Below are 23,742 nucleotides of genomic sequence, written 5' to 3' on the forward strand. Positions count from 1 at the left end.
CGTCACGCCTCCTTCGCAGCGGTCGCGGCGACGAGACGACGCTCGTCGGCCACCTGCTGGATCGCGCCCAGACCGTTCACGCTCGGCTTGGACCAGAACTTCGACTTCGAGGCCAGGAACACCAGCGGCCAGGTCACCAGGAACACGACGACGACGTCGAGGATCGTGGTGAGGCCGAGGGTGAACGCGAAGCCGCGGACCTGACCGACGGCCAGGACGTAGAGCACGGCGGCGGCGATGAAGCTGACCGCGTTACCGGAGAGAATCGTGCGGCGGGCCCGTGCCCAGCCGCGCGGCACCGCGGAACGGAAACTCCGCCCCTCGCGGATCTCGTCCTTGATCCGTTCGAAGAACACGACGAACGAGTCGGCGGTCATGCCGATACCGATGATCAGACCGGCGACGCCGGCGAGGTCGAGCGTGAACCCGATGTATCTGCCGAGCAGCACCATGACCGCGTAGACCGCCATTCCCGAGAGAACGAGCGACAGCGCGGTGAGCAGTCCGAGCATCCGGTAGTACGCGAGGCAGAACAGGAGCACCAGCGCCAGACCCACCGCACCGGCGATCAGCCCGGCCTCGAGCGAAGCCAGACCCAGAGTGGCGGAGACGGTCTCGGCTTCGGATGCCACGAACGACAGCGGCAACGACCCGTACTTGAGGGTGTTCGCCAGCTCTGCGGCCTGCGTATTCGTGAACTGGCCGGTGATCGAGGTGGCGCTGCCGGCGGGGGTGGCGCCCTGGATCACGGGCGCGCTGACGACCTTCGAGTCGAGCACGAAGGCGGCCTGCTGACCGATGTTCGCGGCGGTGAACTGCGCCCACGTATTGCTGCCCTCGCTGTCGAAGGTCAGGCTGACCTCGTAGCGCGACTGCTGCTGATTGAAACCGGAGGTCGCGTCCTCGATCTGCTGGCCGTCGATGATGCTCGGGCCCAGCAGGTAGATCGCGGTGCCGTCGGTCGAGCACGCGACGAGCGGAAGCGCCGGGTCGTCGTTGCCGGCGAGCGGGTCGGCCGCGGAGCAGTCGAGGGCGAGAGCCGCCGCCTGCTGCACGGCGGGGTCCTCGCTCTGACGGGTGGCCTTGGCCGTGGCGATGTCTGCAGCCGCCTGTTCCTGCGGCGTGAGCGAGCCGTCGTTCTCGGGAGCCTCGGGTGCTCCGGAGGGCTCGGCCGGAGCCTGGGGCGCCTCGACGGGGGCCTCGGGCGTCTCGGCCGGTGCCGGGGCATCGGTGGGCGCGGTGGGATCCTGCGCCGGGAACGGACGTCCCTGCGGTTCGGGTGCGTCGGCGGGCGGAGCCTGGTCGGCCGGCGCGGGTTCACCGGGTGCCGGTTCGGCAGGGGCCGGTTCTGCGGGCAGCCCGCCCTCGGGGGTACCGGCACCGGGCTGCTCGGCGAGATCCTCGGCGGTCATGTTCGCGTCGATCGGTCCCCCGATCACCGGCCTGATGTACAGCCGGGCGGTCTGGCCCAGCGTCCTGGCCTGGGCGCTGTCCTCACCCGGGACGGTGATCACGAGGTTGTCGCCCTCGACGATCACCTCCGAACCCGACACACCGAGCCCGTTGACGCGGGTCTCGATGATCTGCTGGGCCTGGCGGAGGCTGTCCGGACTCGGGCTGCTCCCGTCGGGGGTTCGCGCGGTGAGGGTGACGCGGGTGCCACCCTGCAGGTCGATGCCCAGCTTCGGGGTGGGCGACTTGTCCCCGGTGAAGAAGACCAGTGCATACAACGCGGCGAGAATCACCCCGAACAGGGCGAGAGCGCGCACGGGATGCACCGATCCGTTGGAAGGTGCCACGGTCTGTCAGTCTCCTCGATGCGAGTGAGTGGTGGTCGGGTGCAGTCGCGCGGCGCTCGGCACCGGCACCGGAGAATCCGGTGCCGAAACCGTGCGTCGCGAATCGGCTGTCAGTACTCGGTCGGACGTCCCTCCGGAGGGTTCGCATCGTCGTCCTTGCGGAGCAGATCCGGATCCTGCGGGGTCTCGGTCTCGACGCGCTCCCGGATGACCAGACGCGACCAGGTCGTGACGACACCCGGCGCGATCTCGAGATCGACGGTGTCGTCGGCGAGGGCGGCCACCGTGGCGTGCAGACCCGCGGTGGTCATCACGCGGTCGCCGATGCGCAGGGAGTCCTGCAGCGCCGTCACCTTCTGCATCTCCTTCTTCTGACGCCGCACGCCCAGGAAGGTCGGGACGAGCAGTGCCAGGATCAGGAGAGGGAAGAGCAGTTCCATCGTTGAAGTCAGTCCTCGGTCGTTGTCGGTGGGTGGTGACGCGAGCGACACCAGCGGGTCGTGGTGGCGCATGCGGCACCACGACGTCGGGATCGGCCTCCACGGACCGACGCAGTAGACCAGTGTGCCATTCCCCGGGCGAGGGCCCTACCTCCGTACGTCCGGATCGTCCGGGTCGGACGGATCGACACCGCCCTCGAGGGTCGTGTCCGGGTCGTCCTCGAACAGCTCGAGCTGTGGTTCGCGCGCACGCACCTCGATGCCCCCGGTGGCGGCCTCCGGCGGCGGGGTGAGGCCGAGCTGCAACCAAGCGGCCTGCGTGGCCACACGTCCGCGCGGAGTGCGCGCGACCATGCCGGCACGGACCAGGAACGGCTCGCACACCTCCTCGACGGTGGCGGGCTCCTCCCCCACGGCCACCGCGAGTGTCGACACGCCGACCGGGCCACCACCGAAACTGCGGACGAGTGCGCCGAGAACGGCGCGGTCGAGACGATCGAGACCGATCGGGTCGACGTCGTACACCTCGAGCGCGGCCTGGGCCACGGCCCGGGTCACGACACCGTCGGCGCGCACGTCGGCGTAGTCGCGGACGCGGCGCAGCAACCGGTTGGCGATACGCGGCGTGCCGCGGGAGCGACCGGCGATCTCCGCGGCGGCGTCGTCGCGGAGATCGATCCCGAGGATCGATGCGGAGCGGTCCAGGATGCGCTGCAGCTCGGGGGGCTCGTAGAAGTCCATGTGCGCAGTGAAACCGAACCGGTCGCGCAGCGGGCCGGTGAGGGCACCGGAACGGGTGGTCGCGCCGACGAGGGTGAAGGGTGCGACCTCGAGCGGGATGGACGTCGCGCCGGGCCCCTTGCCCACCACGACGTCGACGCGGAAGTCCTCCATCGCCAGATACAGCATCTCCTCCGCCGGTCGGGCGATGCGGTGGATCTCGTCGATGAACAGCACGTCGCCCTCCGCGAGGTTCGACAGCATCGCAGCGAGATCACCGGCGCGTTCGAGCGCGGGACCGGAGGTCAGTCTCAGTGACGTGCCGAGTTCGGCGGCGATGATCATCGCCATCGACGTCTTGCCGAGACCGGGCGGACCGGACAGGAGGATGTGATCGGGAGTGCCGCCGCGCAGCTTCGCTCCTCGCAGAACGAGCTGCAGCTGTTCGCGGACCCGCGGTTGCCCGATGAAGTCGTCGAGACTGGTCGGGCGCAGACTGGTCTCGATGTCGCTGTCGGAGGGCAGATGCTCCGCCGTGACCGGCGACCGCTCGCGGTCGGCCGATGCAGCATCGAATTCGCGGGCCGCTCCTGCGGCCTCGAACTCACGGTACTCGTCGGTCACCGCGACCTACCCAGCAGCTTGAGCGCCGAGCGCAGTGCCGTCGAGACGTCGGCGCCCGGCTCCTCGGCAAGGACCTTGTCGGCGGCCGGTTCAGCCTGACGCGGCGTGAATCCGAGGCCGACCAGCGCCTCGACGATCTGGTCGCGCAGCGGCGAGGCACCGGCCGCGACAGGCGACGATCCCGTGGCACCGAAGGCCGCGACCTTGTCGCGCAGTTCGACGATCATGCGTTCGGCACCGCGCTTGCCGATCCCGGGTACCCGCGTCAGCGCTGCGGTGTTGCCGTCGGCGAGAGCCGCACGCAGCGCATCGGGTTCGAGGACGGCGAGCGTGGCCATGGCGAGCCGGGGGCCGACGCCGCTGACCGTCTGCAGCAGGCCGAACAGTTCGCGCGCCTCGGCGTCCACGAAGCCGTACAGCGTCATGGAGTCCTCGCGCACGATCATCGCGGTGGCAAGTCTGGCCTGCTCGCCGCGCCGGAGACCGGCGAGGGTCGCAGGTGTGGTGTTGATCCGATAGCCGATCCCACCCGCCTCGATCACCACGTGGTCGAGGGCTATGTCGAGTACCTCGCCGTGTACCGAGGCGATCACCGGCTACCTGCCTTCCGTGCGGCCGACTGTTCGCGCAGCCGCTCCTCGTAGCGTTTCTTCTGCTGGGCGGCCGCAGCTTCGGCGGCCGCGAGTCTGGCGATCAGCGGGGCCCGCCAACAGTGTGCGACGGCCAGCGCGAGCGCGTCGGCGGCGTCGGCGGGCTTCGGCGCGGCATCGAGCTTGAGGATGCGGGTGATCATCGTGGTCACCTGCTTCTTGTCGGCCGTGCCACTGCCGGTGACCGCGGCCTTCACCTCGCTCGGCGTGTGGAACATGACCGGGATCGAGCGACGCGCCGCAGCCAGGGCGACGACGCCGCCGGCCTGCGCGGTGCCCATCGCGGTGCGCACGTTGTGCTGGGAGAACACGCGCTCGATCGCGACGACGTCGGGCTTGTAGCGGTCCATCCACTCCTCGACCGAGTCGGAGACCTTGAGGAGCCGGTTCTCGAGGTCGAGTTCGGGCGAGGTGCGGATGACACCGACGGCGACGGGGATCACGTCGCGTCCGCGTCCCGTGTCGACCATCCCCAGACCACATCGGGTCAGACCGGGGTCGACACCCATCACGCGCACCCGACTCACCTCTCGACACCCGAATACGGCCGGGTTTCCGACGCCTTCGACGGACCCGACCTTGCTTCGCACGATTGCGAACGCCTGTTCGAGAGCATAGCGGCCGGGATCGGGTGCCGGGAGACCGACACGCGACCCCGGCCGCTGTGACAAGTACGACGAGCGTCGCTCGTGGACGACTACGACGAGAGCGTCGCTCAGGCGTCGAGTTCGGCGAGGACGTCGTCGGAGATGTCGACGTTCGTGTAGACGTTCTGCACGTCGTCGCAGTCTTCGAGCGCGTCCACCAGCTTCATGACCTTGCGTGCACCCTCGGCGTCGACCGGCACCTCGACGGACGCCCGGAAATCGGGGTCGGCCGAGTCGTAGTCGATGCCGGCGTCGACGAGAGCCGTACGCACGGCGATCAGGTCGGACGCCTCGGAGACGATCTCGAAGGAGTCGCCGAGATCGTTGATCTCCTCGGCACCCGCTTCGAGGACGACCTCGAGGATCTCGTCCTCGGAGCGGCCGTTCTTCTCGAGCACGACGACGCCCTTGCGGGTGAACAGGTAGGCGACCGAACCCGGATCGGCCATGTTGCCGCCGTTGCGGGTCATCGCCGTGCGGACCTCGCCCGCGGCGCGGTTGCGGTTGTCGGTCAGACACTCGATGAGCAGCGCGACACCGTTGGGGCCGTAGCCCTCGTAGGTGATGGTCTGCCAGTCGGCACCGCCGGCTTCCTCACCGCCGCCACGCTTGCGGGCACGCTCGATGTTGTCGTTCGGGACCGAGCTCTTCTTCGCCTTCTGGATGGCGTCGAACAGGGTCGGGTTACCCGCCGGGTCGCCACCACCGGTCCGAGCCGCCACCTCGATGTTCTTGATGAGCTTCGCGAACATCTTGCCGCGCTTGGCATCGATGACCGCCTTCTTGTGCTTGGTGGTGGCCCATTTGGAGTGGCCGCTCATTCGCTTCGAGCCCCTTCCGGAGAAGTGTGGTCGGCGTCAACCGACAGGTCGGAGAGTCGATTCTACTCGCTCCCGGTGTGGGCCACCGGCACGGTGGCCGTGTCGTCATGTCGCCGAGGCCGTCGGGCGCACCCGAGGTCGGGTCGCCGAGCGCACGGTCTCCACGAACAGCCGATGCACGCGATGGTCACCGGTGATCTCGGGGTGGAAGGACGTCGCGATCACAGCGCCCTGCCGCACTGCGACCACCCGACCCGCCGCCGGCCCGTCCGGAACCGTGGCCAGGACCTCCACGTCGGGCCCGATCTCCTCCACCCACGGGGCTCGGATGAACACCGCGCGCACCGGCCCGTCGCCGAGACCCGTCATCGGCAGGTCGGTCTCGAACGAGTCGACCTGCCGGCCGAAGGCGTTGCGGCGCACCACGATGTCGAGGGCGTCGAGGTGTTCGGCGTCCTCGGTGGTGTCGAGCACCCGGGAGGCGAGCAGGATCATGCCGGCACACGAACCGTAGGCGGGCAGCCCGGCCTCCAACCGGGCCCGCAGCGGTTCGAGCAGATCGAACACACGCAGCAGACGGCTGACCGTAGTGGATTCGCCTCCCGGAAGGACGATGCCGTCGACCTCGTCGAGTTCGCGTTCGCGACGCACCGCGATCGTCCGCGCGCCTGCCTCCTCGAGAGCGCTGCGATGTTCGCGGACGTCGCCCTGCAATGCCAGGACGCCGATCGTGGGAGAGGAAATGGTCACCGTTGCCTGCCTGTCCGTTCGGGGTCGCCGATGCGCAGGCACTTTGTCGGGACGTCTTCGTCGGGGACGCCCTCGTTCAGGACTCGCGCAGGTACCGCGTGAGTCCTTCCTGCACCACCGCCGCGACCATGTTGCCGTTGCGATCGAAGATCCGCCCCTGGGTCAGTGCGCGCCCCAGCCCGGCGGAGGGTGACGTCTGGTCGTAAAGCAGCCAGTCGTCGGCGCGGAACGGCCGCAGGAACCACATCGCGTGGTCCAGCGATGCACCCTGCGTCCGTTCGTCGTCGTGGCCGACACTCGCCGAGCCGAGCAACGTCATGTCGCTCATGTACGCGAGCGTGCACACGTGGAAGACCGGGTCGTCGGGGAGGATCTCGCGGGACTTGAACCACAGCTGCTGCTGTGCAGCCATCCTGCTCGACGAGTCCATCCGGTCGCGGGGAACGAACCGGAAATCCCATTCGGCCCATTCCTTCTTCGCCCACAGCAGGGTCGCGTCGTCGACCACAGTCTCCGGATCGGGCAGTTCCTCCGGAGCCGGCACCCGCGGAATCGTGTCCTGGTGCTCGATCCCCTCGTCGCGTACGTGGAACGACGCCGACATCGTGAAGATCGCCTTGCCGTCCTGGACGGCCGTCACGCGCCGGGTGCAGAAGGAGCGGCCGTCGCGGATCCGGTCGACGAGGTAGACGATCTGCATCGTCGGGTTCCCCGGCCGGAGGAAGTAGCCGTGCAGCGAGTGGACCCCGAATGCGGGATCGACAGTGCGGACCGCCGACACGAGCGCCTGACCGGCCACCTGACCACCGAACGTCCGCGGCAGCAACGTCTCCGTCGCTATGCCCCGGAAGATGTCGTTCTCGATCTGTTCGAGCGCCAGGATCTGCTCGATCTTCGCCATGGGAACTCCTTCTGTGCACCGTACGCAAGAAGGCTAGCTGCACGGAGGTGTGCCGAACGCCGTGTCCCCGGAAGGTGGCGAGAGAACCGGGATCGCTATCGAGTAGCGAATATGACACCCTCGGTAGAACGGAGGGGGTGCAATGCGACAAGTCACCGATATGGTGCGCAGGAACAGCGTGACGATCACGGGCAACCGACAGGGCCCGGTAGTCGTCCTCGCGCACGGTTTCGGCTGCGACCAGCACCTGTGGCGCCTGATGATCCCGCTGCTCGAACCCGACTTCACCGTGGTGCGGTTCGACCACGTCGGCTCCGGGCGTTCCGATGCGACCGCCTGGGACTCCCAGCGCTACTCGCGGATGGAGACCTACGCCGAGGACGTCGTGGACCTGTGCCGGAGCATGGATCTCGGGCAGGTGCTCTTCGTCGGCCACTCGGTGAGCGCATCGATCGGTGTCCTTGCGGCGGCCGCTGCCCCGGAGGTCTTCTCCGGTCTCGTGCTGCTCGCGCCGTCCCCGCGCTTCATCGACGATCCGGCCAGCGGATACCGAGGTGGGTTCAGCACCGACGACATCGACGAGCTGCTCGAATCCCTCGAGGCGAACTATCTGGGCTGGACCGAGTCGATGGCGCCGGTCATCATGGGCAATCCCGAGCGACCGGAGCTCGGCGACGAACTCGCCGAGATCTTCTGCCGCACGGATCCCGAGGTGGCGCGCGTCTTCGCCCGGGTGACCTTCCTGTCCGACAACCGCTCCGACCTGGCCGCGGTGTCGGTGCCCACGCTCGTCGCCCAGTGCGCCCACGATGCGATCGCTCCGCGCGAGGTCGGTGCCTTCGTTCACGAGCAGATCCCCGGGAGCGAACTCGTGACCCTGAACGCGACCGGCCACTGCCCGCAGCTCAGCGCACCCGAAGAGACAGCAGCCGCGATCGCGGCGTTCGCGCGCCGATCGGGGTGACGGCGACGACCGATCGAACCCTCGATCCCCGTATCCGACACGGCGATGCGCTGTACGACAACGCGCCGTGCGGATTCCTGACGACGCTCCCGGACGGCCGGATCACGGAGATCAACCGGACCTTGACGGACTGGCTCGGGTTCACGAGCGACGAACTGGTCGGCAAGCGGTACTTCTCGAACCTTCTCAGCGTGGGCGGCCGCATCTACCACGAGACCCACTACGCGCCGCTCCTCCTCATGCACGGACAGATCAACGGGATCGCCCTCGAACTCGTCCGTGCCGACCGGACCCGGCTGCCGGTCCTGGCCGCCTCGGTGGTCGAGCCGGACGCCGAGGGCAGGCCCACGCTGATCCGCACGATGCTGTTCGATGCCCGCGAGCGCCGCGCCTACGAGACGGAACTGCTCCGTGCCCGTCGCGAGGCCGAACTCGAGCGTGAGCGGCTCCGCACGATCAACGCCACACTCCAGGCGACCCTTCTTCCGCCGAGCCTGCCCGCGGTACCGGGACTCGAGGTCGACGCGTACTACCACATCGCGTCCCCCGACGAGGTCGGCGGCGACTTCTACGACCTGTTCCCCGCGCGCGCCGGCACGTGGGGGCTGTTCCTCGGCGATGTGTGCGGAAAGGGCGCTCGCGCAGCGGCGGTGACGTCGATCGTCCGCTACACGCTGCGCGCCGCGGCGGTCTACGAGACGGTCCCGTCCGCGGCGCTCAGGACGCTCAACACCACCCTGCTCGACGAACGCGACAGCGAAACGCGAGCCCCCTTCTGCACGCTCACCTTCGGCACGGTCGCGCCTGATCCGGACACCGGACGGGTCGACATCCGTCTCGCCTCGGGTGGGCATCCGCCGCCGCTCCTCGTGCGCGCGAACGGCAACGTCGACTATCTCCCCACGATCGGCGGACAGCTGATCGGAATGCTGCCCACGCCGCGGCTCGTCGAGCACACCTTCGCGCTGCGCCCCGGCGACACGCTGCTGCTGTACACCGACGGGGTGACCGAGGCCCTCGTCTCCGGTGAGACCCGTGAACGCTTCGGGGAGGACCGGCTCCTCGAGCACGTCCGCGCATCGAAACCGACGAGCGCGGCGGAAGCGGTCGGGGCCGTCCGCGAGGCGCTCGCGACGCTCGGGGCGGGCGTGCAGGACGACGTCGCCCTGCTCGCCCTGCACGCGCCCCGGTAGAACGATCACCAGCCGCGTTCGGCGAGCCGGTGGGGCTGCGGGATCTCGTCGACGTTGATACCGACCATCGCCTCGCCGAGGCCCCGCGAGACCTTCGCGAGCACGTCGGGATCGTCGTGGAAGGTGGTGGCCTTGACGATCGCGGCCGCACGCTGGGCGGGGTTGCCCGACTTGAAGATTCCGGATCCGACGAACACGCCCTCGGCCCCGAGCTGCATCATCATCGCGGCGTCGGCGGGGGTGGCGATGCCACCGGCGGTGAAGAGGGTGACGGGCAGCTTGCCGGCGCGGGCGACCTCGACGACGAGGTCGTAGGGGGCCTGCAATTCCTTGGCGGCGACGTAGAGCTCGTCCTCGGGAAGCGAGCTCAGACGCCGGATCTCCTGGCGGATCCGGCGCATGTGGGTCGTGGCGTTCGAGACGTCGCCGGTGCCGGCCTCGCCCTTGGAGCGGATCATCGCCGCGCCCTCGTTGATACGGCGCAGTGCCTCTCCGAGATTCGTTGCGCCGCACACGAACGGCACGGTGAACGCGAACTTGTCGATGTGGTTCTCGTAGTCGGCGGGGGTGAGCACCTCCGACTCGTCGATGTAGTCGACCCCGAGGGCCTGCAGGACCTGCGCTTCGACGAAGTGGCCGATGCGCGCCTTGGCCATGACGGGGATCGAGACGGCCTCGATGATGCCGTCGATCATGTCGGGATCGCTCATGCGCGACACGCCGCCCTGCGCGCGGATGTCGGCGGGCACGCGTTCGAGGGCCATGACCGCCACCGCGCCGGCGTCCTCGGCGATCTTCGCCTGTTCGGGGGTCACCACGTCCATGATCACCCCGCCCTTGAGCATCTCGGCCATGCCACGCTTGACGCGGGCGGTACCGGTGACGGGGGCGGTGTCGGGGCTGGTCACGATGGGAGTCCTCCTCGGTGGACGGATCGGCGAAAGCTGCCGGCGCACGGGCGACGGGCAGCGGAACCGAGCCTAGGGGCGCAGCCGAACCGGTCCTATAGCCAGTTCGGAACAACTGGACTGCCTCTTACCGGTCCACTCCTCGGACGGGCACTGAAGATCCTGCGCATTCCCGAAAGGTACCGTCCAGTTTCGCGAACTGGATCTCTACATAAGGGGCCCTGCGGCCGGACCGAAAGGATTCAAAATTTCACTGGATCGCGCGGATCTCCGGCTCCAGCCGCCTCGTCGCGACCTGCCTCGCCTCATCGAGGAGCTCGGGCAGATCGTGCGGGTAGACCGGGTTCCCGGACCGCACCAGCGCCTGCAGTTCGTCGTCGTCGAACCAGCGATGGTCGAGGCGCATGCTCCGTTCGAGATCGGTGAAGCCGTCTGCAGCGGGTTCGAAGGACGGCACCCGCACCGAGAAGAACAGCTCCTCCGAGTGCAGGACCTCACCGTTGAACGGGAAGACGGCCACGCGCCGCCACATCGGCCCGCACAGGAGGTCGCGCTCGACCCGCAGACCGGTCTCCTCGGCGAGCTCCCGGAGCGCGGCCGTCGCCAGGTCCTCGCCGGGCTCGACGGCGCCACCGATCGTGAACCAGAAGTGCCGCTCGGGCACCGCGGGGTCGTGTCCGCGCAGCAGCAGGACCCGGCCGTCCTCGTCGAGCACGACGACGCGAGCCGACGTGCGTGCCCGATCCGGCACCGGGGTGGTCCGCGAAGCGGGAGCAGGGGCCGCTCTTGAGGAAGGGGACGTGCCGGGAACGGCCGGAGGCGCGGTGGCGACCGCACCCGCCCGCTCGGCAATCTCGAAATAGGTGGGCAGCGGCGCGGTTCCCCCGAGGTGCAACCAGCGGACCGGCCGTCGGGTGCGCAACGCCAGGGTGTCGCGCACCGCGTCGTTGTGGAAACGACGGGCGATGAGCACCCGCGCCTCCGCGTCGGCGAGCTCGGCCACGAGTTGGGGGCGCAGCCGGCCGGTCTCGAGCCGTGCCAAGGAGGCCGACAACGCGTTCTCGGCCTCCTCGCGCCGGGCGCGGTCCGCACGTTCGGCAGTATCGGCGAGCAGGGCGAGTGTGCGTCCCTCCGGGACCGGGATCGATGCCACGATGCTCCGCACGACCGCCGCGCGACGCGCCAGGGCCGCATCGAGTGCCTGCCAGGACAGATCCGAGCGCACATGGAGGCGGTCGAGTCGGTTGGCGGTGGAGTAGGCCCACACACCGATCGCCACGACCACGGCGGCGATCAGCGACAGGACGAGGATCGTCACCGCGCTGACGGTCACGACCGGACCTCCCGCACCGGGCCGGCACCGACGGTGACGGTCTCGTAGACCCGCAGGATCTGATCTGCGACCACCGGCCAGTCGTACGCTTCGACCACCGTGGATCCGAAGTCGACCAATGCCTGCCGGCGGTCGTCGTCGTCGAGGACCTCGAGGAGTCCACGCGCGAGCGCATCGGCATCGGCGACCGGGACGAGGACCCCGGCCTGCCCGTCGCGCAGTACCCGGCGGAAGGCGTCGAGCTGGGAGGCGACGACCGCCGTCCCCGCGGCCATGGCCTCGACGAGCACGATGCCGAAGCTCTCACCACCGAGGTTCGGCGCGCAGTACACGTCGGCGCTGCGCATCGCGGACGCCTTCTCGTCGTCGTCGACCTGCCCGAGCAGCCGCAAGTGCCGGAAGTAGCGTCCCGCTTCCTTCCGCAAGCGGTCCTCGTCACCGCGCCCGACCACGAGGATCTCGATGTCGGGATGTCGGGCGACGAGCGCCGGCAACGCGCCGAGCAGGATCTCCATGCCCTTGCGGGGTTCGTCGTACCGGCCGAGGAAGAGCACCGTGCGGCCCGCTCGCGGGTAGCCCGGCAGCAGCGGGGCGTGCCGGAAGAACGGCACGTCCACACCGTTGGGGATCTCGACCGCATCGGCACCGAGAGAGGTGACCTGCCACCGCCGGGCCAGCTCGGACACCGCGATCCGGCCGCTGATCTTCTCGAGATAGGGCTGCAGGACACCCTGGAAGGTGCTGAGCACCAGCGATTTCGTCGTCGACGTGTGGAAGGTCGCGACGATCGGTCCTTCCGCCACCTTGAGCGCGAGCATCGACAGGCTCGGCGCGTTCGGTTCGTGGATGTGGAGGACGTCGAAATCGTTGTCGTTGATCCAGCGGCGGACCCGGGCATAGGAGACCGGACCGAAACTCAGGCGCGCGACGGACCCGTTGTACGGGATCGCGACGGCGCGACCGGCGGAGACGACGAAGTCGGGCAGGGGCGTCGTCTCCGACGCGGGTGCCAGCACACTCACCTCGTGCCCGCGGCCGATGAGGACCTCCGCGAGATCCACGACGTGTGCCTGTACTCCACCGGGAACGTCGAAGGAGTACGGGCAGACCATCCCGATCCTCACCTACGCCTCCATCCGGGCGCGGCGAGCCTCCGACAGGTCGTCGAGCCACAACGGCTGCAGCATGTGCCAGTCCTCGGGGTGGGCGGCGATGTTGGCGGCGAACCGGTCGGCGAGGGCCTGTGTGGCAGCGTCGATCCCGACACTCACGTCGAGCTCCGGATCCACGCGGAACCCCCAGCCGTCCTCGGTGAACCAGCAGTGCACCGGCAACAGTGCCGCACCGGTGTCGATGGCCAGTTTCGCCGGTCCGGCGGGCATGCGGGTGGGTTCGCCGAAGAAGGTGACCGGCACTCCCTTGCGGGCGAGGTCGCGTTCGCCGAGCAGGCACACGATCCGGTTGTCGCGCAACCGCGCGGCAAGCTCCCCGAACGGCGGCGTCTCCCCGCCGCTCGAGGGGAAGATCTCGAAACCGAGACCCTCGCGGTAGTCCACGAAACGGCGGTAGAGGGACTCCGGACGCAGGCGCTCGGCGACCGTGGTCAATCCGCCGAAGTAGCGGACGCACCACACGCCGGCGAGATCCCAGTTCCCACTGTGGGGCAGCGCCAGGATCGCGCCGCGACCGGCGGCGAGCGCCGCCTCGATGTGCTCACGGCCCTCGATGGACGAATCGATCGACTTCGCGGTCGCGTCGAGATCCATCGACGGCAGGCGGAACGCCTCGCGCCAGTAGCGCGCGTAGGACCGGACCGACCGGCGGATCAGATCGTCGGGCACCTCGTGCGGCTGCACCCCGAGCACCCGCGCGAGGTTGCGGCGCAGTTGCTGCGGTCCGCCGCCACGGCGCGCCGCATGGTCGGCGCCGGCGTCGAACAACCGTCGCGCGACGCCGTCGGGCAGTGCCCGGACCAGGCGCCAGCCACCCGCGTACGCGAGATCGGACGCCTTCTCGCCGACACTCACTGTGCTCCCCCGTCGTCCCGGGTCTCCGTCGTCCGCCCGGCCGGGGGCGTGATGGGAAGCAGTTCGCGCGCACCCGCGGAGTTGCGGACGGCGAGCACCCGCTGGAAGACGGTGATCACCGATCCGACGACGAGCAGCCACATGGCGATGTGGATCGCCCAGTCGAGTCCGAGGCCGGTGAGACCGGCGCCGACGAGCACGATCACGAGCCGGTCGGGTCGTTCGATCAGACCGCCGTCGGCGGACAGTCCACTCGCTTCGGCCCGCGCCTTCGCGTACGAGATGACCTGCGAGGTCACCAGACAGAGCAGGGTGGCGACGAACAGCGGACGGCTCTGCTCGTGGTAGACGGCCCACCACGCGAGACCGGCGAAGATCGCGCCGTCGGCGACCCGGTCGCAGGTCGCGTCGAGAACCGCGCCGAAGCGCGTTCCGCCACCGCGGGCCCGGGCCATGGCTCCGTCGAGCATGTCGAACATGACGAACAGCCAGATGACCATCGCACCCCAGAACAGGTGTCCCATGGGGAACAGGGTCACGGCGGCGGCGATCGTGGCGACGGTGCCGACGAGTGTGACGGCGTCCGGAGTCAGGCCGGTACGGATCAACGCCTTGCCGAGCGGCGCGGTGACCTTCGACACCGACGCACGCCCGAAGAAGCTCAGCATCCCGCGACCCCTGTCTTCCTGTCCGACCGTTGTGTCCGGAATCCGATCCTGCCACGAGTAGGGCCGGAAATGCGCAGTCGGCCCGCAGCGGATCGACACGCGAACGGCACCACGGCCGTACGATGCGATCGCGACGACTCGGGGAGGGCTGTCACTCGTCCCATGCCGAGGCGAGCAGTGCACGGGTGTCGCGCAGCAACTGCACCATGACCTTCGACCCACCGAGGACGGTGATGAAGTTGGCGTCGCCGCCCCAGCGCGGCACGACGTGCAGGTGGAGATGCTCGGCCAGCGAGCCTCCCGCCGCGGCACCGAGGTTGAGGCCGACGTTGAAGCCGTGCGGACGCGAGACGCGCTTGATGACGCGGAGCGCCCGCTGCGCGAACTGCATGAGTTCGGCGCTCTCCTCGGGCGTCAGGTCCTCGAGGTTGGCCACCCGGCGATACGGTACGACCATCAGGTGCCCCGGGTTGTACGGGTACAGGTTGAGCACCGCGTACACCGTTTCGCCGCGAGCGACGACGAGACCTTCCTCGTCGGACATCTTCGGGATATCGGTAAAGGGTTCGTACGGCTCGTCGCGACCTCGCGGGGACTCGGTGATGTACGACATCCGGTGCGGCGACCACAGGCGCTGCAGGTGGTCGGACTCCCCCACACCGCGATCGACCATCGACGCGGGACTGTCGTCGGTCGCGGGGATGTCGGCCGGCCCCGGAGTGCGATCGCCCGTCACGACGGGCTGCCTTCCCCACCGGAACCGACGAGCTCGGCGGTGGGCGAGGCGTTCTCGCGGCGACGGACCCATTCGGTCACGATCCGCACGGCCTCGTCGACCGGCACGCCGTTGACCTGCGTGCCGTCGCGGAAACGGAAACTGACCGCGCCCGCCGCGACGTCGCGCTCACCGGCGAGCAGCATGAACGGCACCTTCTGCGTGGTGTGGGTGCGGATCTTCTTCTGCATACGGTCGTCGGAGACGTCGACCTCGGCCCGGATCCCCTGAGCCTTCAGCTTGCCCACGACGTCGAACAAGTGGTCCTCGAAGTCCGCGGCCACAGGAATGCCCACGACCTGGACGGGCGAGAGCCACGCCGGGAAGGCACCGGCGTAGTGCTCGGTGAGCACGCCGAAGAACCTCTCGATCGACCCGAAGAGCGCCCGGTGGATCATGACGGGCCGGTGTTTCGCCCCGTCGGTGCCGGTGTACTCCAGCTCGAATCGCTCCGGCAGATTGAAGTCGAGCTGGATCGTCGACATCTGCCAGCTGCGGCCCAGGGCGTCCTTGACCTGCACCGAGATTTTCGGACCGTAGAAGGCCGCACCGCCCGGATCCGGGACGAGGTCCAGACCCGAGGCCTCGGCGACCTCACGCAGGGTGTCGGTCGCGACGTCCCACAGCTCGTCGCTGCCGACGAACTTCTTGGGATTCTTCGTCGACAGTTCGAGGTAGTAGTCGTCGAGCCCGTAATCCTTCAGCAGGTCGAGGATGAACTTCAGGACGCTGGTGAGCTCGTCGCGCATCTGCTCCGGGGTGCAGAAGATGTGCGCGTCGTCCTGCGTCATGCCGCGCACACGGGTGAGCCCGTGGATCACACCGGACTTCTCGTAGCGGTAGACGGATCCGAACTCGAACATGCGAAGCGGCAGCTCGCGGTACGAGCGGCCTCGCGACCGGAAGATCAGGTCGTGCATCGGGCAGTTCATCGGCTTGAGGTAGTAGTCCTGACCCGGCTTGCGAACCGTGCCGTCCTCGTTGAGCTCCTCGTCGATGTGCATCGCCGGGAACATGCCGTCGCGGTACCAGTCGAGGTGACCGGAGACCTCGTAGAGGTGGCCCTTGGTGATGTGCGGCGAGTACACGAACTCGTAGCCGGCCTCGACGTGCCGCTGACGCGAGTAGTTCTCCATCTCCTGGCGGATGATGCCGCCCTTCGGATGGAAGACCGGCAGTCCCGAGCCGAGCTCGTCGGGAAACGAGAACAGGTCGAGTTCGGTGCCGAGCTTGCGGTGGTCGCGGCGCTCGGCCTCGGCGAGGAGTTCGAGGTGCGCGTCGAGCGCCTCGGTGGACTCCCAGGCCGTGCCGTAGATGCGCTGCAGGCCGGCGTTGTCCTGGTCGCCGCGCCAGTAGGCCGCGGAACTGCGCGTGAGCTTGAACGCCGGGATGAACTTGGTGGTGGGCACGTGCGGGCCGCGGCACAGGTCCTTCCAGACGAGCTCACCCGTGCGGGGGTTGAGGTTGTCGTAGATGGTCAGTTCCTTGCCGCCGACCTCCATCACCTCGGGGTCCGGCTCGAAGTCACTGCTTCCTGCCTTGTCGTCGATGAGTTCGAGTTTGAACGGTTCGTCCTTCAATTCCTCGCGGGCGTCCTCGAGGCTGTCGACGACGCGACGCGAGAAGCGCTGGGCATCCTTGACGATCTTCTTCATCCGCTTCTCGAGCTTCGCGAGATCTTCGGGCGTGAAGGGACGCTCGACCTGGAAGTCGTAGTAGAAGCCGTCGCGGATGGGCGGGCCGATGCCGAGCTTCGCCTCCGGGAACTCCTGCTGCACGGCCTGTGCGAGCACGTGGGCGGCCGAGTGGCGGATGACGCTGCGACCGTCCTCGGTGTCGGCGCCGACGGCCTCGACCTCGACGTCCGATTCCGGCGTCCACGAAAGATCGTGCAGCGTGCCTTCCGAGTCGCGGACGACCACGATCGTCTCGGGCCCCTTGGTGGGCAGACCCGCGTCACGGACCGCCGCGCCCGCAGTGGTCCCCGCGGGCACCCGGACGATCGTGGCTGGTTTCGCGGATGCGGGCGTGGTCACTGTGACGGACTCCTCGGCTCGATGCCTGATACGTGGTCGTCGCCGGACGCGTGCTGCGGTCGACGATCGCGAGCACACGGCAACTTCATCATGCTATCGACATCCGCCCGGGCAGCGAACACAGGGAGCCGAGCGGAGAAACTCAGAGGTGGTTGAGACCCGTCAGCACCCGTTCGAGCAGTTCGACGTTCGGTCCCACCTTGTCGGCCGTGCGGTGCACGGTGATCTCGCCGGTCGCCGCGAGATCCCCGACGAGCACGCGCGCGACACCGAGCGGGATCTGCGCGAGGGCCGCGATCTCCATGATCGATCTCGGCTGGGCGCACAACGCCAGCACGAGGCGATGCTCGTCCATCGCCGGACCGGACTCACTGCCCATCGCGGAGGGGACGGCCGACACGAGCACTTCGAGAGGCAGCTCCACCTCGGCTCGGGTGCGTCCCCCGCTCCGCACGAACGGGCGCACGAACGACGACGTCTCTGGCTGGTTCATGTCCTCGATTCCCACACTGGTCCCGGTGCCCGCATTCCGGCCGGCCGGCTGCTCTGCACCGCCCGACAACGCTCTGTCGACCGGCTGCGCTGTGTCGACCGGCTGCGCTGTGTCGACCGGCTGCGCTGTGTCGACCGGCTGCGCTGCGGGACGGTACATCTCGGCTGCCGTGACCTCGTCCACGACGGGGCCCGGCTCGCGGTGATTCCGTACCGGCACGGCGTGATCCGCCGGCCGCCGACGTCGACGGGACCGACCGGATCCGAATCTCGCTCCGGTCGCCCCCACGACCGGCCATTCGCTGTCCGCAACGCTCATCCGGACGTGCCCTCCTCGACGACCACGATCCTGCCATCACTACGCGCACTTCGGCCACAAGCACCACAGCTGTGCCCACACGACACGCGTGGTCGGGCCCGAGGGGGCCGTTGCGGTTCGAAGGAAACAAGCGCTCGCGGGCGACCACCCGACCGGGCGCCACGCACGCTCAACGATTTCATCAAGGTACGAAAAAAGGCACCCCTGCGGGGGTGCCTTTCGTCACTGCCGATCTCGGTGGTCCCGGCTGGGATCGAACCAGCGACCTCCCCGGTGTGAACGGGACGCTCTTCCACTGAGCCACGGGACCGGGCCGCTCCGCAGCGGCTCGAACGAGATGGAACACTAACACGCTCCCGCCATGAAGACGAATCGCCTGGTCCCAGCGTTTCGACGCGGATGTTCCGTGCAGCGCGTTCGGGTGGCGCCTCTCGCGCGCGTACGCGAGCGGGCAGGAAACCGTGCTCGTAGAGACGAGAAGGCGCACCCGGAGCCCCGGGACGTGGACGGCCCTCAACTCGGGAGGCCCGGGGAACGCAAGTGTCGGCCGGAGCGACACGAGCGGGGGACGCGGGCTCGGCCTCCGAAGCCCTATTCGTCGCCTCCCGCAGGGGTCATCAGCCCGTCACCTTCGCGAAATCTGCCGGTTTTCTGCCGTTGACCTGCAGATTTGTGCGTTTCGTAGATGCTCGGCTACTGTTTTGAACCGCACCACGGAGAGCACGACGCCGAACGGTGCGAATGCGGATGTAGCGCAGCTGGTAGCGCATCACCTTGCCAAGGTGAGGGTCGCGGGTTCGAATCCCGTCATCCGCTCGAGAGGTTGGACTCGACCTTTTACGGTGGAGTGGCCGAGTGGTGAGGCAACGGCCTGCAAAGCCGTGCACACGGGTTCGATTCCCGTCTCCACCTCGCGCGATTAGCTCAGCGGGAGAGCGCTTCCCTGACACGGAAGAGGTCACTGGTTCAATCCCAGTATCGCGCACCAGGTTCGACCAGCACGTGGGCCGAGCCGGTTCACCGAAAGAACGTGCACATGCGGATGTAGCGCAGCTGGTAGCGCATCACCTTGCCAAGGTGAGGGTCGCGGGTTCGAATCCCGTCATCCGCTCCATTCCGGCGATCACCATGCCGGCGCGATTAGCTCAGCGGGAGAGCGCTTCCCTGACACGGAAGAGGTCACTGGTTCAATCCCAGTATCGCGCACAGAAGATGAAGGCTCCCTTCGAATTTCGAAGGGAGCCTTCATTCGTTCGTGGAGACGCATTCGTTCGTGGAGACCGCCGATCGTCCGGGCCACCCGGTGAGAATCCGGCAACGGGTGATCCGGTGCGGAGATATTCCCCCGCACCGGACCGGCGCGTCACGCGCCGAGCGTGTTGATCCCCGCGATCATCGCCCGCAGCGACGACTCGTTGCCGGTCTCGCCCGTGCCCATCACCCAGGTCGTGCGCTCGCCGGAGCGGCACAGCAGGAAGGTCGCGGACATCTCACCGAGGTCGTGGCGGTGGAACGACAGGATCTCGATGTTCAGCCCGAGGTCGTACAGCATCGCGGTCATCGCGGCGATCGGTCCGCAGGTCGTGGCGGATGCCGTATGGATCGTGTCGCCGATCGCGATCGTCGCCTCGAAGGCGCTGCGTCCCGCACCCAGGGCCGTCGCGGTCCAGCCACCGAGGCGGACCGGGCCGTGCTGCGCACCGTAGGTGGATTCGAACTCCGTCCAGCTCATGCCGGAGGCTTCCTCGCGCAATCCCCGAGGAAGGCCGCGTCCGTAGCGGGCGAAGAACGGATCGGCATCAGGGGTGCCAGAGGGGAACATCGGAGCGAAACCCGAGAAGGAGGTGAAGGCGTTCATCGTTCGTAGTGGTCTTCCACGAGAAGGAAGGACCGACGCGTAGCTCAACGACCCGCAGCGAGGGGTCGGTCCGAATCAGACCCCGCTACGGCGGTGAACTACGAGTACGCGCTTCATAGCCGCGACGGTACAACGCACCGACATTTCGTGCAAGTCGCATGCACGGGACCGTGTGACGCAACCGTGACCACGGTCGCTGGAACCTGAGGGATCCCTCATGTAGCGTGGATGTTGCCATCCCCCCGATGGTGTCGAACCCCAGCCATGACCCCCCATCCAAGGCTGGGGTTCAGCCATATCCGGACCCTTCTCCGTCTCGCGTCCGGGCTCGTGTCTCCGTCTCGCATCGACACGCGGGGCACCTGCCGTATCGTCCCGTCCGAGTGCTTCACTGGTGTGCATGTCCATGCCACCACTCGAAGAAGCAGTCTCCGTCGACGAGGCGGGCATCTGGGACGCCGAGGCGATCGCTCAGGTCGCCGCCGCGACCTTCCCGCTCGCCTGCCCTCAGGACGCCGCCGAGGACGACATCGCCGACTTCATCGAGCGCACCCTCAGCGCGGAGAAGTTCGCCGAGTACCTGTCCTCCCCCGAACGCATCGTTCTCGAGGCGCGCGCGGGTGAGGAGATCGTCGGTTATCTGATGGCAGTGGACGCCGCTCCCGAGGATCCGGCGATCGACGCGATGATCACGGCGCGGCCGGCGATCGAGATCAGCAAGCTGTACGTGATGCCGGGCCATCACGGTTCCGGAATCTCTGCGGCGCTCATGGATGCGATCGTCGCGCGGGCCCACACACTCGGGCGTGTGGGCCTGTGGCTCGGCGTCAACCAGGAGAACACCCGCGCCCGGCGCTTCTACGAGAAGCAGGGCTTCGAGGTGGTGGGCACGCGCACGTTCGTCGTGGGGGCGCAGACGCACGACGATTTCGTCATGCAGCGCACCCTCCGAAGGGATGCCGGCCGGTGAGCCGGTGATGGGGTGAAGGTCGACCCGGCGCGCATGAGCGCCGGGTATCCGATCAGCCCGCGGCAACCTCGAATCGGGACAGCGCCAGCAGACGGGACGTCGCGCGCAGGTACTTCTTGCGGTAGCCGCCCGCGAGCATCTCGGGCGTGAAGATCTCGTCGAGCTTGGCGCCGGAGACCGTCACGGGGATGCTCGCGTCGTACATGCGGTCGGCGAGGACCACCAGACGCAGGGCCACCGACTGGTCCTTCGCCGGGTGCACACCCTCGAGGAAGACGGCGGGGACACCCTCGACGAGCTTGCCGTAACGGGACGGGTGCAGCGTGCTCAGGTGCGCGCACAGCTCGTCGAAGTCGTCGAGCGTCGCACCCGGGATCGCGTCGGCGCGCTCGGTGAGCTCTGCCGAGTCGACCGGATCGGGTGCAGGCGGCAGGTCGCGGTGACGGTAGTCGGGGCCGTCGACGCGGATGGTCTCGAAGATCGACGCGAGCTTCTTGATCTCGCGCAGGAAGTCCTGTGCCGCGAACCGTCCCTCACCCAGCTGGCCGGGGAGCGTGTTGGAGGTCGCGACGATCGAGACGCCGCGGGCCGACAGTTCGGTCAGCAGGCGCGAGACGAGCATGGTGTCGCCCGGATCGTCGAGTTCGAACTCGTCGATGCACAGCACGCTGTGGTTCGACAGCTCCTCGACGGCCTTGTTGAACCCGAGGGCGCCGACGACGTGGGTGAGCTCGACGAACGTGCCGAAGGCCTTGGGCGCGGGTGCGCTGTGGAAGATCGAGGCGAGCAGGTGGGTCTTGCCCACGCCGAAGCCGCCGTCGAGGTAGAGGCCGGCCCCCTGCGGCTGGGAGCGGCGGCCGAACAGGCCGCGCTTGCCGCCGCGGATCTTCCCGATCTTGCCGACGAACTCCGCAGCGGTCGTCACCGCGGCCGCCTGGCTCGGCTCGTTCGGATCCGGAATGTACGACTCGAAGCTCACCTCGTCGAACATCGCGGGGGGCACCATCTGCGCCACCAACTGGTCTGCAGGCACCACCGGATTGCGGTCGACGAGACGTTCGTGCATCAGCCCAGGGTACGACCGCATCATGCTCGGATCCTCACTCGAATCCGGAATGCGACCTACTTCACACGGCGTTCACCTCGGCGTCATGCACCGGGAGGACACTTCGGATCGGCCGCTCGACCACCGGTTGCGCGCGGCCGCCGGTGAACCTGGCAGGCTGTGCGCATGCGCAGATCGGGAGTGATCGCCGCGATGTTGATCACGGTTGCCGCGGCGTCGACCGCGTGCGGAGCAGGACCGTCGATACGTCCCGACGTCGCCGTGGTGCGCGACGATCCCGGTGTCGCCGTCGACGGGACCCCGCAGGACGAGACCGAGGTACCCGAACTTCCGGTGCCGTCGGCCGAACCGGCGTGGCGGAACTGCACGGACGAGACGCTCTCCTCGTTCGACGCACCGCCGGGTGCCCAGGGCCTCGTTCTCGAATGCGCGGAGGTCGTCGCCCCGATCGATGCGGCCGGCACCGTGACGGGCACCTTCCCGCTGGCAGTCATGCGCGCACGACTGCCCGACACCCCCACCGACGTGGCGCCGCTGGTTCTCACGACCGGCGCCGACGTCGCGTCGACGCGCGCACTGACCGCCATGGCGACCGGCGCGATGTCGGGTGCACTGGCGATGCGTCCGATCGTCGCGGTGGATCGGCGCGGGATCGGCAACTCGCTCGCGATCGACTGCATCTTTCCTGCTGATCGTCGCGGTCTCGGCGATCTCGGACAATTCGGCCGCACCGGCGATGCACCCGAACGCGTCGCCGATCTGGGTCGTCAGGCGACCGTCTCGTGCACCGACTACCTGCAGCCGCAGCAGCTGATGTTCGGCGCATCACACGCCGCCGACGACATCGAACGCCTCCGGCAGGCATGGGGCGTGGACCGGATCGGTCTTCTCGGGGTGGGGAACGGTGCGACGGTCGCGCTCGCCTACGCCGCCGCCTATCCGGGCGCGGTCGGCCGTCTCGTCCTCGACTCCCCCGCCGCGGCCACCGCCGACGCCGAACTCATGGCCGAGTCGCAGGCCCGCGGCGCGGAGGCCGCCGTCGATGCCTTCGCCCGGCAGTGCACCGCCCTCGACTGCGCCCTGGGCGACGATCCGCGCGCGGCGATCGAGGATCTGCACGAGCAGGCCACCGAGGGTGAACTCGCGCCGGTCTCGGCCAATTCCTTCCTCACGGCGCTGACGGGTGTCCTCGGCACGCCGCGCGCCGATCTGCAGGCCCGCGTCCGTGAGGTGGCGGACGTCCTCGCAGCCGCGCAGGACGGCGATGTCATGCCGCTCATCGAACTGGTCGGTGTGGCCGAGGAGAGGCTCTCGACGGACGGTCAGTTCGTCGCCCGGTGCAGCGACGGACAGCGCTGGCCGACCCCGACCCACGCGGGCGATCTCGCCCGGAGTTGGTCCACCCTCTATCCGCTGTACGGCGCGGATCTGGCGACGGGCCTGACGGCATGTGCGGCGTGGCCGAGCCTGCCTCCCCCGCCGCTGCCGGCGGCGCTCGACGTGCCCGTGCTCGTCTCCTCGGGGGCCGCGGACCCGGTCGTGGGCAATGCCGGCGTGGAGTCGGTGACCGGTGTGCTCACCGCAGGCGGTATCGCCTGGGCGTCACTGTCGTGGCAGGGTGCCGGTTACTCGGCGGTCCTGCACTCGGGATGCGTGCAGGCGCGGGTGGAGACCTATCTGTCCGACGGAGAACTTCCACCCAACGGGAGCCTGTGCCCCGCGTGACGTTCCCCGGTCGGGGGCAGGGCGTGTGCACGGGTCCGCAGGCCCGCGGTGTACCG

Annotated in this window: 22 protein-coding genes and 6 tRNA genes; 9 read left to right on the forward strand and 19 right to left on the reverse strand. The window is 68.6% G+C overall.

What is annotated here, in order from left to right:
* Positions 1-2: 2 nt before the first annotated feature.
* The 8 genes from secD to NVV99_RS02500 form a co-directional block, all read right to left on the reverse strand.
* Positions 3-1,799 (reverse strand): protein translocase subunit SecD, encoded by a 1,797-nt coding sequence (gene secD, locus NVV99_RS02465; protein WP_024100747.1) that lies wholly within the window; start codon positions 1,797-1,799, stop codon positions 3-5.
* Positions 1,800-1,909: 110 nt separating this feature from the next.
* On the reverse strand, positions 1,910-2,239 hold the full coding sequence (gene yajC, locus NVV99_RS02470) for a preprotein translocase subunit YajC (RefSeq protein ID WP_006551392.1): 330 nt from the start codon (positions 2,237-2,239) through the stop codon (positions 1,910-1,912).
* Positions 2,240-2,386: 147 nt separating this feature from the next.
* Positions 2,387-3,484 carry a Holliday junction branch migration DNA helicase RuvB gene (ruvB, locus tag NVV99_RS02475; protein WP_228045124.1) on the reverse strand — a complete coding sequence of 366 codons (1,098 nt, stop codon included), beginning with the start codon at positions 3,482-3,484 and terminating at the stop codon, positions 2,387-2,389.
* 95 nt (positions 3,485-3,579) lie between these two features.
* On the reverse strand, positions 3,580-4,176 hold the full coding sequence (gene ruvA / locus NVV99_RS02480; protein WP_006551390.1) for a Holliday junction branch migration protein RuvA: 597 nt from the start codon (positions 4,174-4,176) through the stop codon (positions 3,580-3,582).
* Entirely contained in the window at positions 4,173-4,751 is a 579-nt protein-coding gene (ruvC, locus tag NVV99_RS02485) for a crossover junction endodeoxyribonuclease RuvC (protein WP_024100746.1), read from the reverse strand. The genes ruvA and ruvC overlap by 4 nt, the downstream gene beginning before the upstream one ends.
* A gap of 197 nt (positions 4,752-4,948) precedes the next feature.
* On the reverse strand, positions 4,949-5,701 hold the full coding sequence (locus tag NVV99_RS02490) for a YebC/PmpR family DNA-binding transcriptional regulator (protein ID WP_006551388.1): 753 nt from the start codon (positions 5,699-5,701) through the stop codon (positions 4,949-4,951).
* A 105-nt stretch (positions 5,702-5,806) separates the two neighbouring features.
* A complete protein-coding gene (gene pdxT, locus NVV99_RS02495; protein WP_051121558.1) occupies positions 5,807-6,445 on the reverse strand; it encodes a pyridoxal 5'-phosphate synthase glutaminase subunit PdxT in 639 nt (212 codons plus the stop codon).
* Between the two features lie 82 nt (positions 6,446-6,527).
* Positions 6,528-7,352: an acyl-CoA thioesterase II gene (locus NVV99_RS02500; protein WP_006551386.1), complete on the reverse strand. Its 825-nt coding sequence runs from the start codon at positions 7,350-7,352 to the stop codon at positions 6,528-6,530.
* Positions 7,353-7,494: 142 nt separating this feature from the next.
* On the opposite strand from NVV99_RS02500, the gene NVV99_RS02505 reads away from it, so the two are divergent.
* Together NVV99_RS02505 and NVV99_RS02510 are read left to right on the forward strand one after the other, a co-directional pair.
* Positions 7,495-8,316, forward strand: a complete 822-nt coding sequence (locus tag NVV99_RS02505) for an alpha/beta fold hydrolase (protein WP_041803315.1) — start codon at positions 7,495-7,497, stop codon at positions 8,314-8,316.
* Positions 8,313-9,509: a SpoIIE family protein phosphatase gene (locus tag NVV99_RS02510; RefSeq protein ID WP_024100744.1), complete on the forward strand. Its 1,197-nt coding sequence runs from the start codon at positions 8,313-8,315 to the stop codon at positions 9,507-9,509. The genes NVV99_RS02505 and NVV99_RS02510 overlap by 4 nt, the downstream gene beginning before the upstream one ends.
* Before the next feature lie 5 nt (positions 9,510-9,514).
* Here NVV99_RS02510 and pdxS read toward each other — a convergent pair whose 3' ends face one another.
* The 9 genes from pdxS to NVV99_RS02555 form a co-directional block, all read right to left on the reverse strand.
* Positions 9,515-10,417: a pyridoxal 5'-phosphate synthase lyase subunit PdxS gene (gene pdxS / locus NVV99_RS02515; RefSeq protein WP_006551383.1), complete on the reverse strand. Its 903-nt coding sequence runs from the start codon at positions 10,415-10,417 to the stop codon at positions 9,515-9,517.
* Positions 10,418-10,667: 250 nt separating this feature from the next.
* Positions 10,668-11,750 carry an NUDIX domain-containing protein gene (locus tag NVV99_RS02520; RefSeq protein WP_024100743.1) on the reverse strand — a complete coding sequence of 361 codons (1,083 nt, stop codon included), beginning with the start codon at positions 11,748-11,750 and terminating at the stop codon, positions 10,668-10,670.
* Positions 11,747-12,874, reverse strand: a complete 1,128-nt coding sequence (locus NVV99_RS02525) for a glycosyltransferase family 4 protein (protein ID WP_024100742.1) — start codon at positions 12,872-12,874, stop codon at positions 11,747-11,749. The genes NVV99_RS02520 and NVV99_RS02525 overlap by 4 nt, the downstream gene beginning before the upstream one ends.
* Complete coding sequence (locus tag NVV99_RS02530; protein ID WP_006551380.1) at positions 12,875-13,777, reverse strand: phosphatidylinositol mannoside acyltransferase; 903 nt, start codon at positions 13,775-13,777, stop codon at positions 12,875-12,877.
* The gene (gene pgsA, locus NVV99_RS02535; RefSeq protein WP_024100741.1) at positions 13,774-14,445 is read right to left on the reverse strand and encodes a phosphatidylinositol phosphate synthase; all 672 of its coding nucleotides are present in this window, start codon (positions 14,443-14,445) and stop codon (positions 13,774-13,776) included. The genes NVV99_RS02530 and pgsA overlap by 4 nt, the downstream gene beginning before the upstream one ends.
* Before the next feature lie 151 nt (positions 14,446-14,596).
* Positions 14,597-15,118 (reverse strand): HIT domain-containing protein, encoded by a 522-nt coding sequence (locus NVV99_RS02540; protein ID WP_051121556.1) that lies wholly within the window; start codon positions 15,116-15,118, stop codon positions 14,597-14,599.
* Positions 15,119-15,177: 59 nt separating this feature from the next.
* The gene (gene thrS / locus NVV99_RS02545; protein WP_024100740.1) at positions 15,178-17,256 is read right to left on the reverse strand and encodes a threonine--tRNA ligase; all 2,079 of its coding nucleotides are present in this window, start codon (positions 17,254-17,256) and stop codon (positions 15,178-15,180) included.
* A gap of 142 nt (positions 17,257-17,398) precedes the next feature.
* Positions 17,399-18,067 carry a DUF742 domain-containing protein gene (locus tag NVV99_RS02550; RefSeq protein ID WP_024100739.1) on the reverse strand — a complete coding sequence of 223 codons (669 nt, stop codon included), beginning with the start codon at positions 18,065-18,067 and terminating at the stop codon, positions 17,399-17,401.
* 238 nt (positions 18,068-18,305) lie between these two features.
* Positions 18,306-18,377 (reverse strand) — tRNA-Val (locus NVV99_RS02555).
* Positions 18,378-18,810: 433 nt separating this feature from the next.
* On the opposite strand from NVV99_RS02555, the gene NVV99_RS02560 reads away from it, so the two are divergent.
* From NVV99_RS02560 to NVV99_RS02580, 5 genes are all read left to right on the forward strand, one after another.
* Positions 18,811-18,883 (forward strand) — tRNA-Gly (locus tag NVV99_RS02560).
* A gap of 25 nt (positions 18,884-18,908) precedes the next feature.
* Positions 18,909-18,979, forward strand: a tRNA-Cys gene (locus NVV99_RS02565).
* A gap of 1 nt (position 18,980) precedes the next feature.
* Positions 18,981-19,055 (forward strand) — tRNA-Val (locus NVV99_RS02570).
* Between the two features lie 50 nt (positions 19,056-19,105).
* A tRNA-Gly gene (locus tag NVV99_RS02575) sits at positions 19,106-19,181 on the forward strand.
* Between the two features lie 20 nt (positions 19,182-19,201).
* Positions 19,202-19,273 (forward strand) — tRNA-Val (locus NVV99_RS02580).
* A gap of 157 nt (positions 19,274-19,430) precedes the next feature.
* On the opposite strand, the gene NVV99_RS02585 is transcribed toward NVV99_RS02580, so the two are convergent.
* Positions 19,431-19,925, reverse strand: a complete 495-nt coding sequence (locus NVV99_RS02585; RefSeq protein WP_006551375.1) for a 2-isopropylmalate synthase — start codon at positions 19,923-19,925, stop codon at positions 19,431-19,433.
* 400 nt (positions 19,926-20,325) lie between these two features.
* On the opposite strand from NVV99_RS02585, the gene NVV99_RS02590 reads away from it, so the two are divergent.
* A complete protein-coding gene (locus NVV99_RS02590) occupies positions 20,326-20,895 on the forward strand; it encodes an N-acetyltransferase (RefSeq protein ID WP_006551374.1) in 570 nt (189 codons plus the stop codon).
* 52 nt (positions 20,896-20,947) lie between these two features.
* On the opposite strand, the gene zapE is transcribed toward NVV99_RS02590, so the two are convergent.
* The gene (zapE, locus tag NVV99_RS02595; RefSeq protein WP_006551373.1) at positions 20,948-21,961 is read right to left on the reverse strand and encodes a cell division protein ZapE; all 1,014 of its coding nucleotides are present in this window, start codon (positions 21,959-21,961) and stop codon (positions 20,948-20,950) included.
* Positions 21,962-22,126: 165 nt separating this feature from the next.
* Between zapE and NVV99_RS02600 the strand changes: the two genes are divergently transcribed.
* The gene (locus tag NVV99_RS02600; protein WP_024100738.1) at positions 22,127-23,686 is read left to right on the forward strand and encodes an alpha/beta fold hydrolase; all 1,560 of its coding nucleotides are present in this window, start codon (positions 22,127-22,129) and stop codon (positions 23,684-23,686) included.
* Positions 23,687-23,742 lie beyond the last annotated feature (56 nt).

Source organism: Rhodococcus sp. PAE-6 (genome assembly GCF_025290685.1).
Classification (GTDB): Bacteria; Actinomycetota; Actinomycetes; order Mycobacteriales; family Mycobacteriaceae; genus Rhodococcus; species Rhodococcus pyridinivorans.

Bases quoted from the DNA above. Each gene is read 5' to 3' on its own strand.
- NVV99_RS02540 (WP_051121556.1), bottom strand. From the start codon at position 15,118: ATGGTCGATCGCGGTGTGGGGGAGTCCGACCACCTGCAGCGCCTGTGG.
- NVV99_RS02490 (WP_006551388.1), bottom strand. From the start codon at position 5,701: ATGAGCGGCCACTCCAAATGGGCCACCACCAAGCACAAGAAGGCGGTC.
- NVV99_RS02585 (WP_006551375.1), bottom strand. From the start codon at position 19,925: ATGAACGCCTTCACCTCCTTCTCGGGTTTCGCTCCGATGTTCCCCTCT.
- zapE (WP_006551373.1), bottom strand. From the start codon at position 21,961: ATGCACGAACGTCTCGTCGACCGCAATCCGGTGGTGCCTGCAGACCAG.
- pgsA (WP_024100741.1), bottom strand. From the start codon at position 14,445: ATGCTGAGCTTCTTCGGGCGTGCGTCGGTGTCGAAGGTCACCGCGCCG.
- NVV99_RS02550 (WP_024100739.1), bottom strand. From the start codon at position 18,067: ATGAGCGTTGCGGACAGCGAATGGCCGGTCGTGGGGGCGACCGGAGCG.
- yajC (WP_006551392.1), bottom strand. From the start codon at position 2,239: ATGGAACTGCTCTTCCCTCTCCTGATCCTGGCACTGCTCGTCCCGACC.
- NVV99_RS02500 (WP_006551386.1), bottom strand. From the start codon at position 7,352: ATGGCGAAGATCGAGCAGATCCTGGCGCTCGAACAGATCGAGAACGAC.
- NVV99_RS02590 (WP_006551374.1), top strand. From the start codon at position 20,326: ATGTCCATGCCACCACTCGAAGAAGCAGTCTCCGTCGACGAGGCGGGC.
- NVV99_RS02505 (WP_041803315.1), top strand. From the start codon at position 7,495: ATGCGACAAGTCACCGATATGGTGCGCAGGAACAGCGTGACGATCACG.
- NVV99_RS02600 (WP_024100738.1), top strand. From the start codon at position 22,127: ATGCGCAGATCGGGAGTGATCGCCGCGATGTTGATCACGGTTGCCGCG.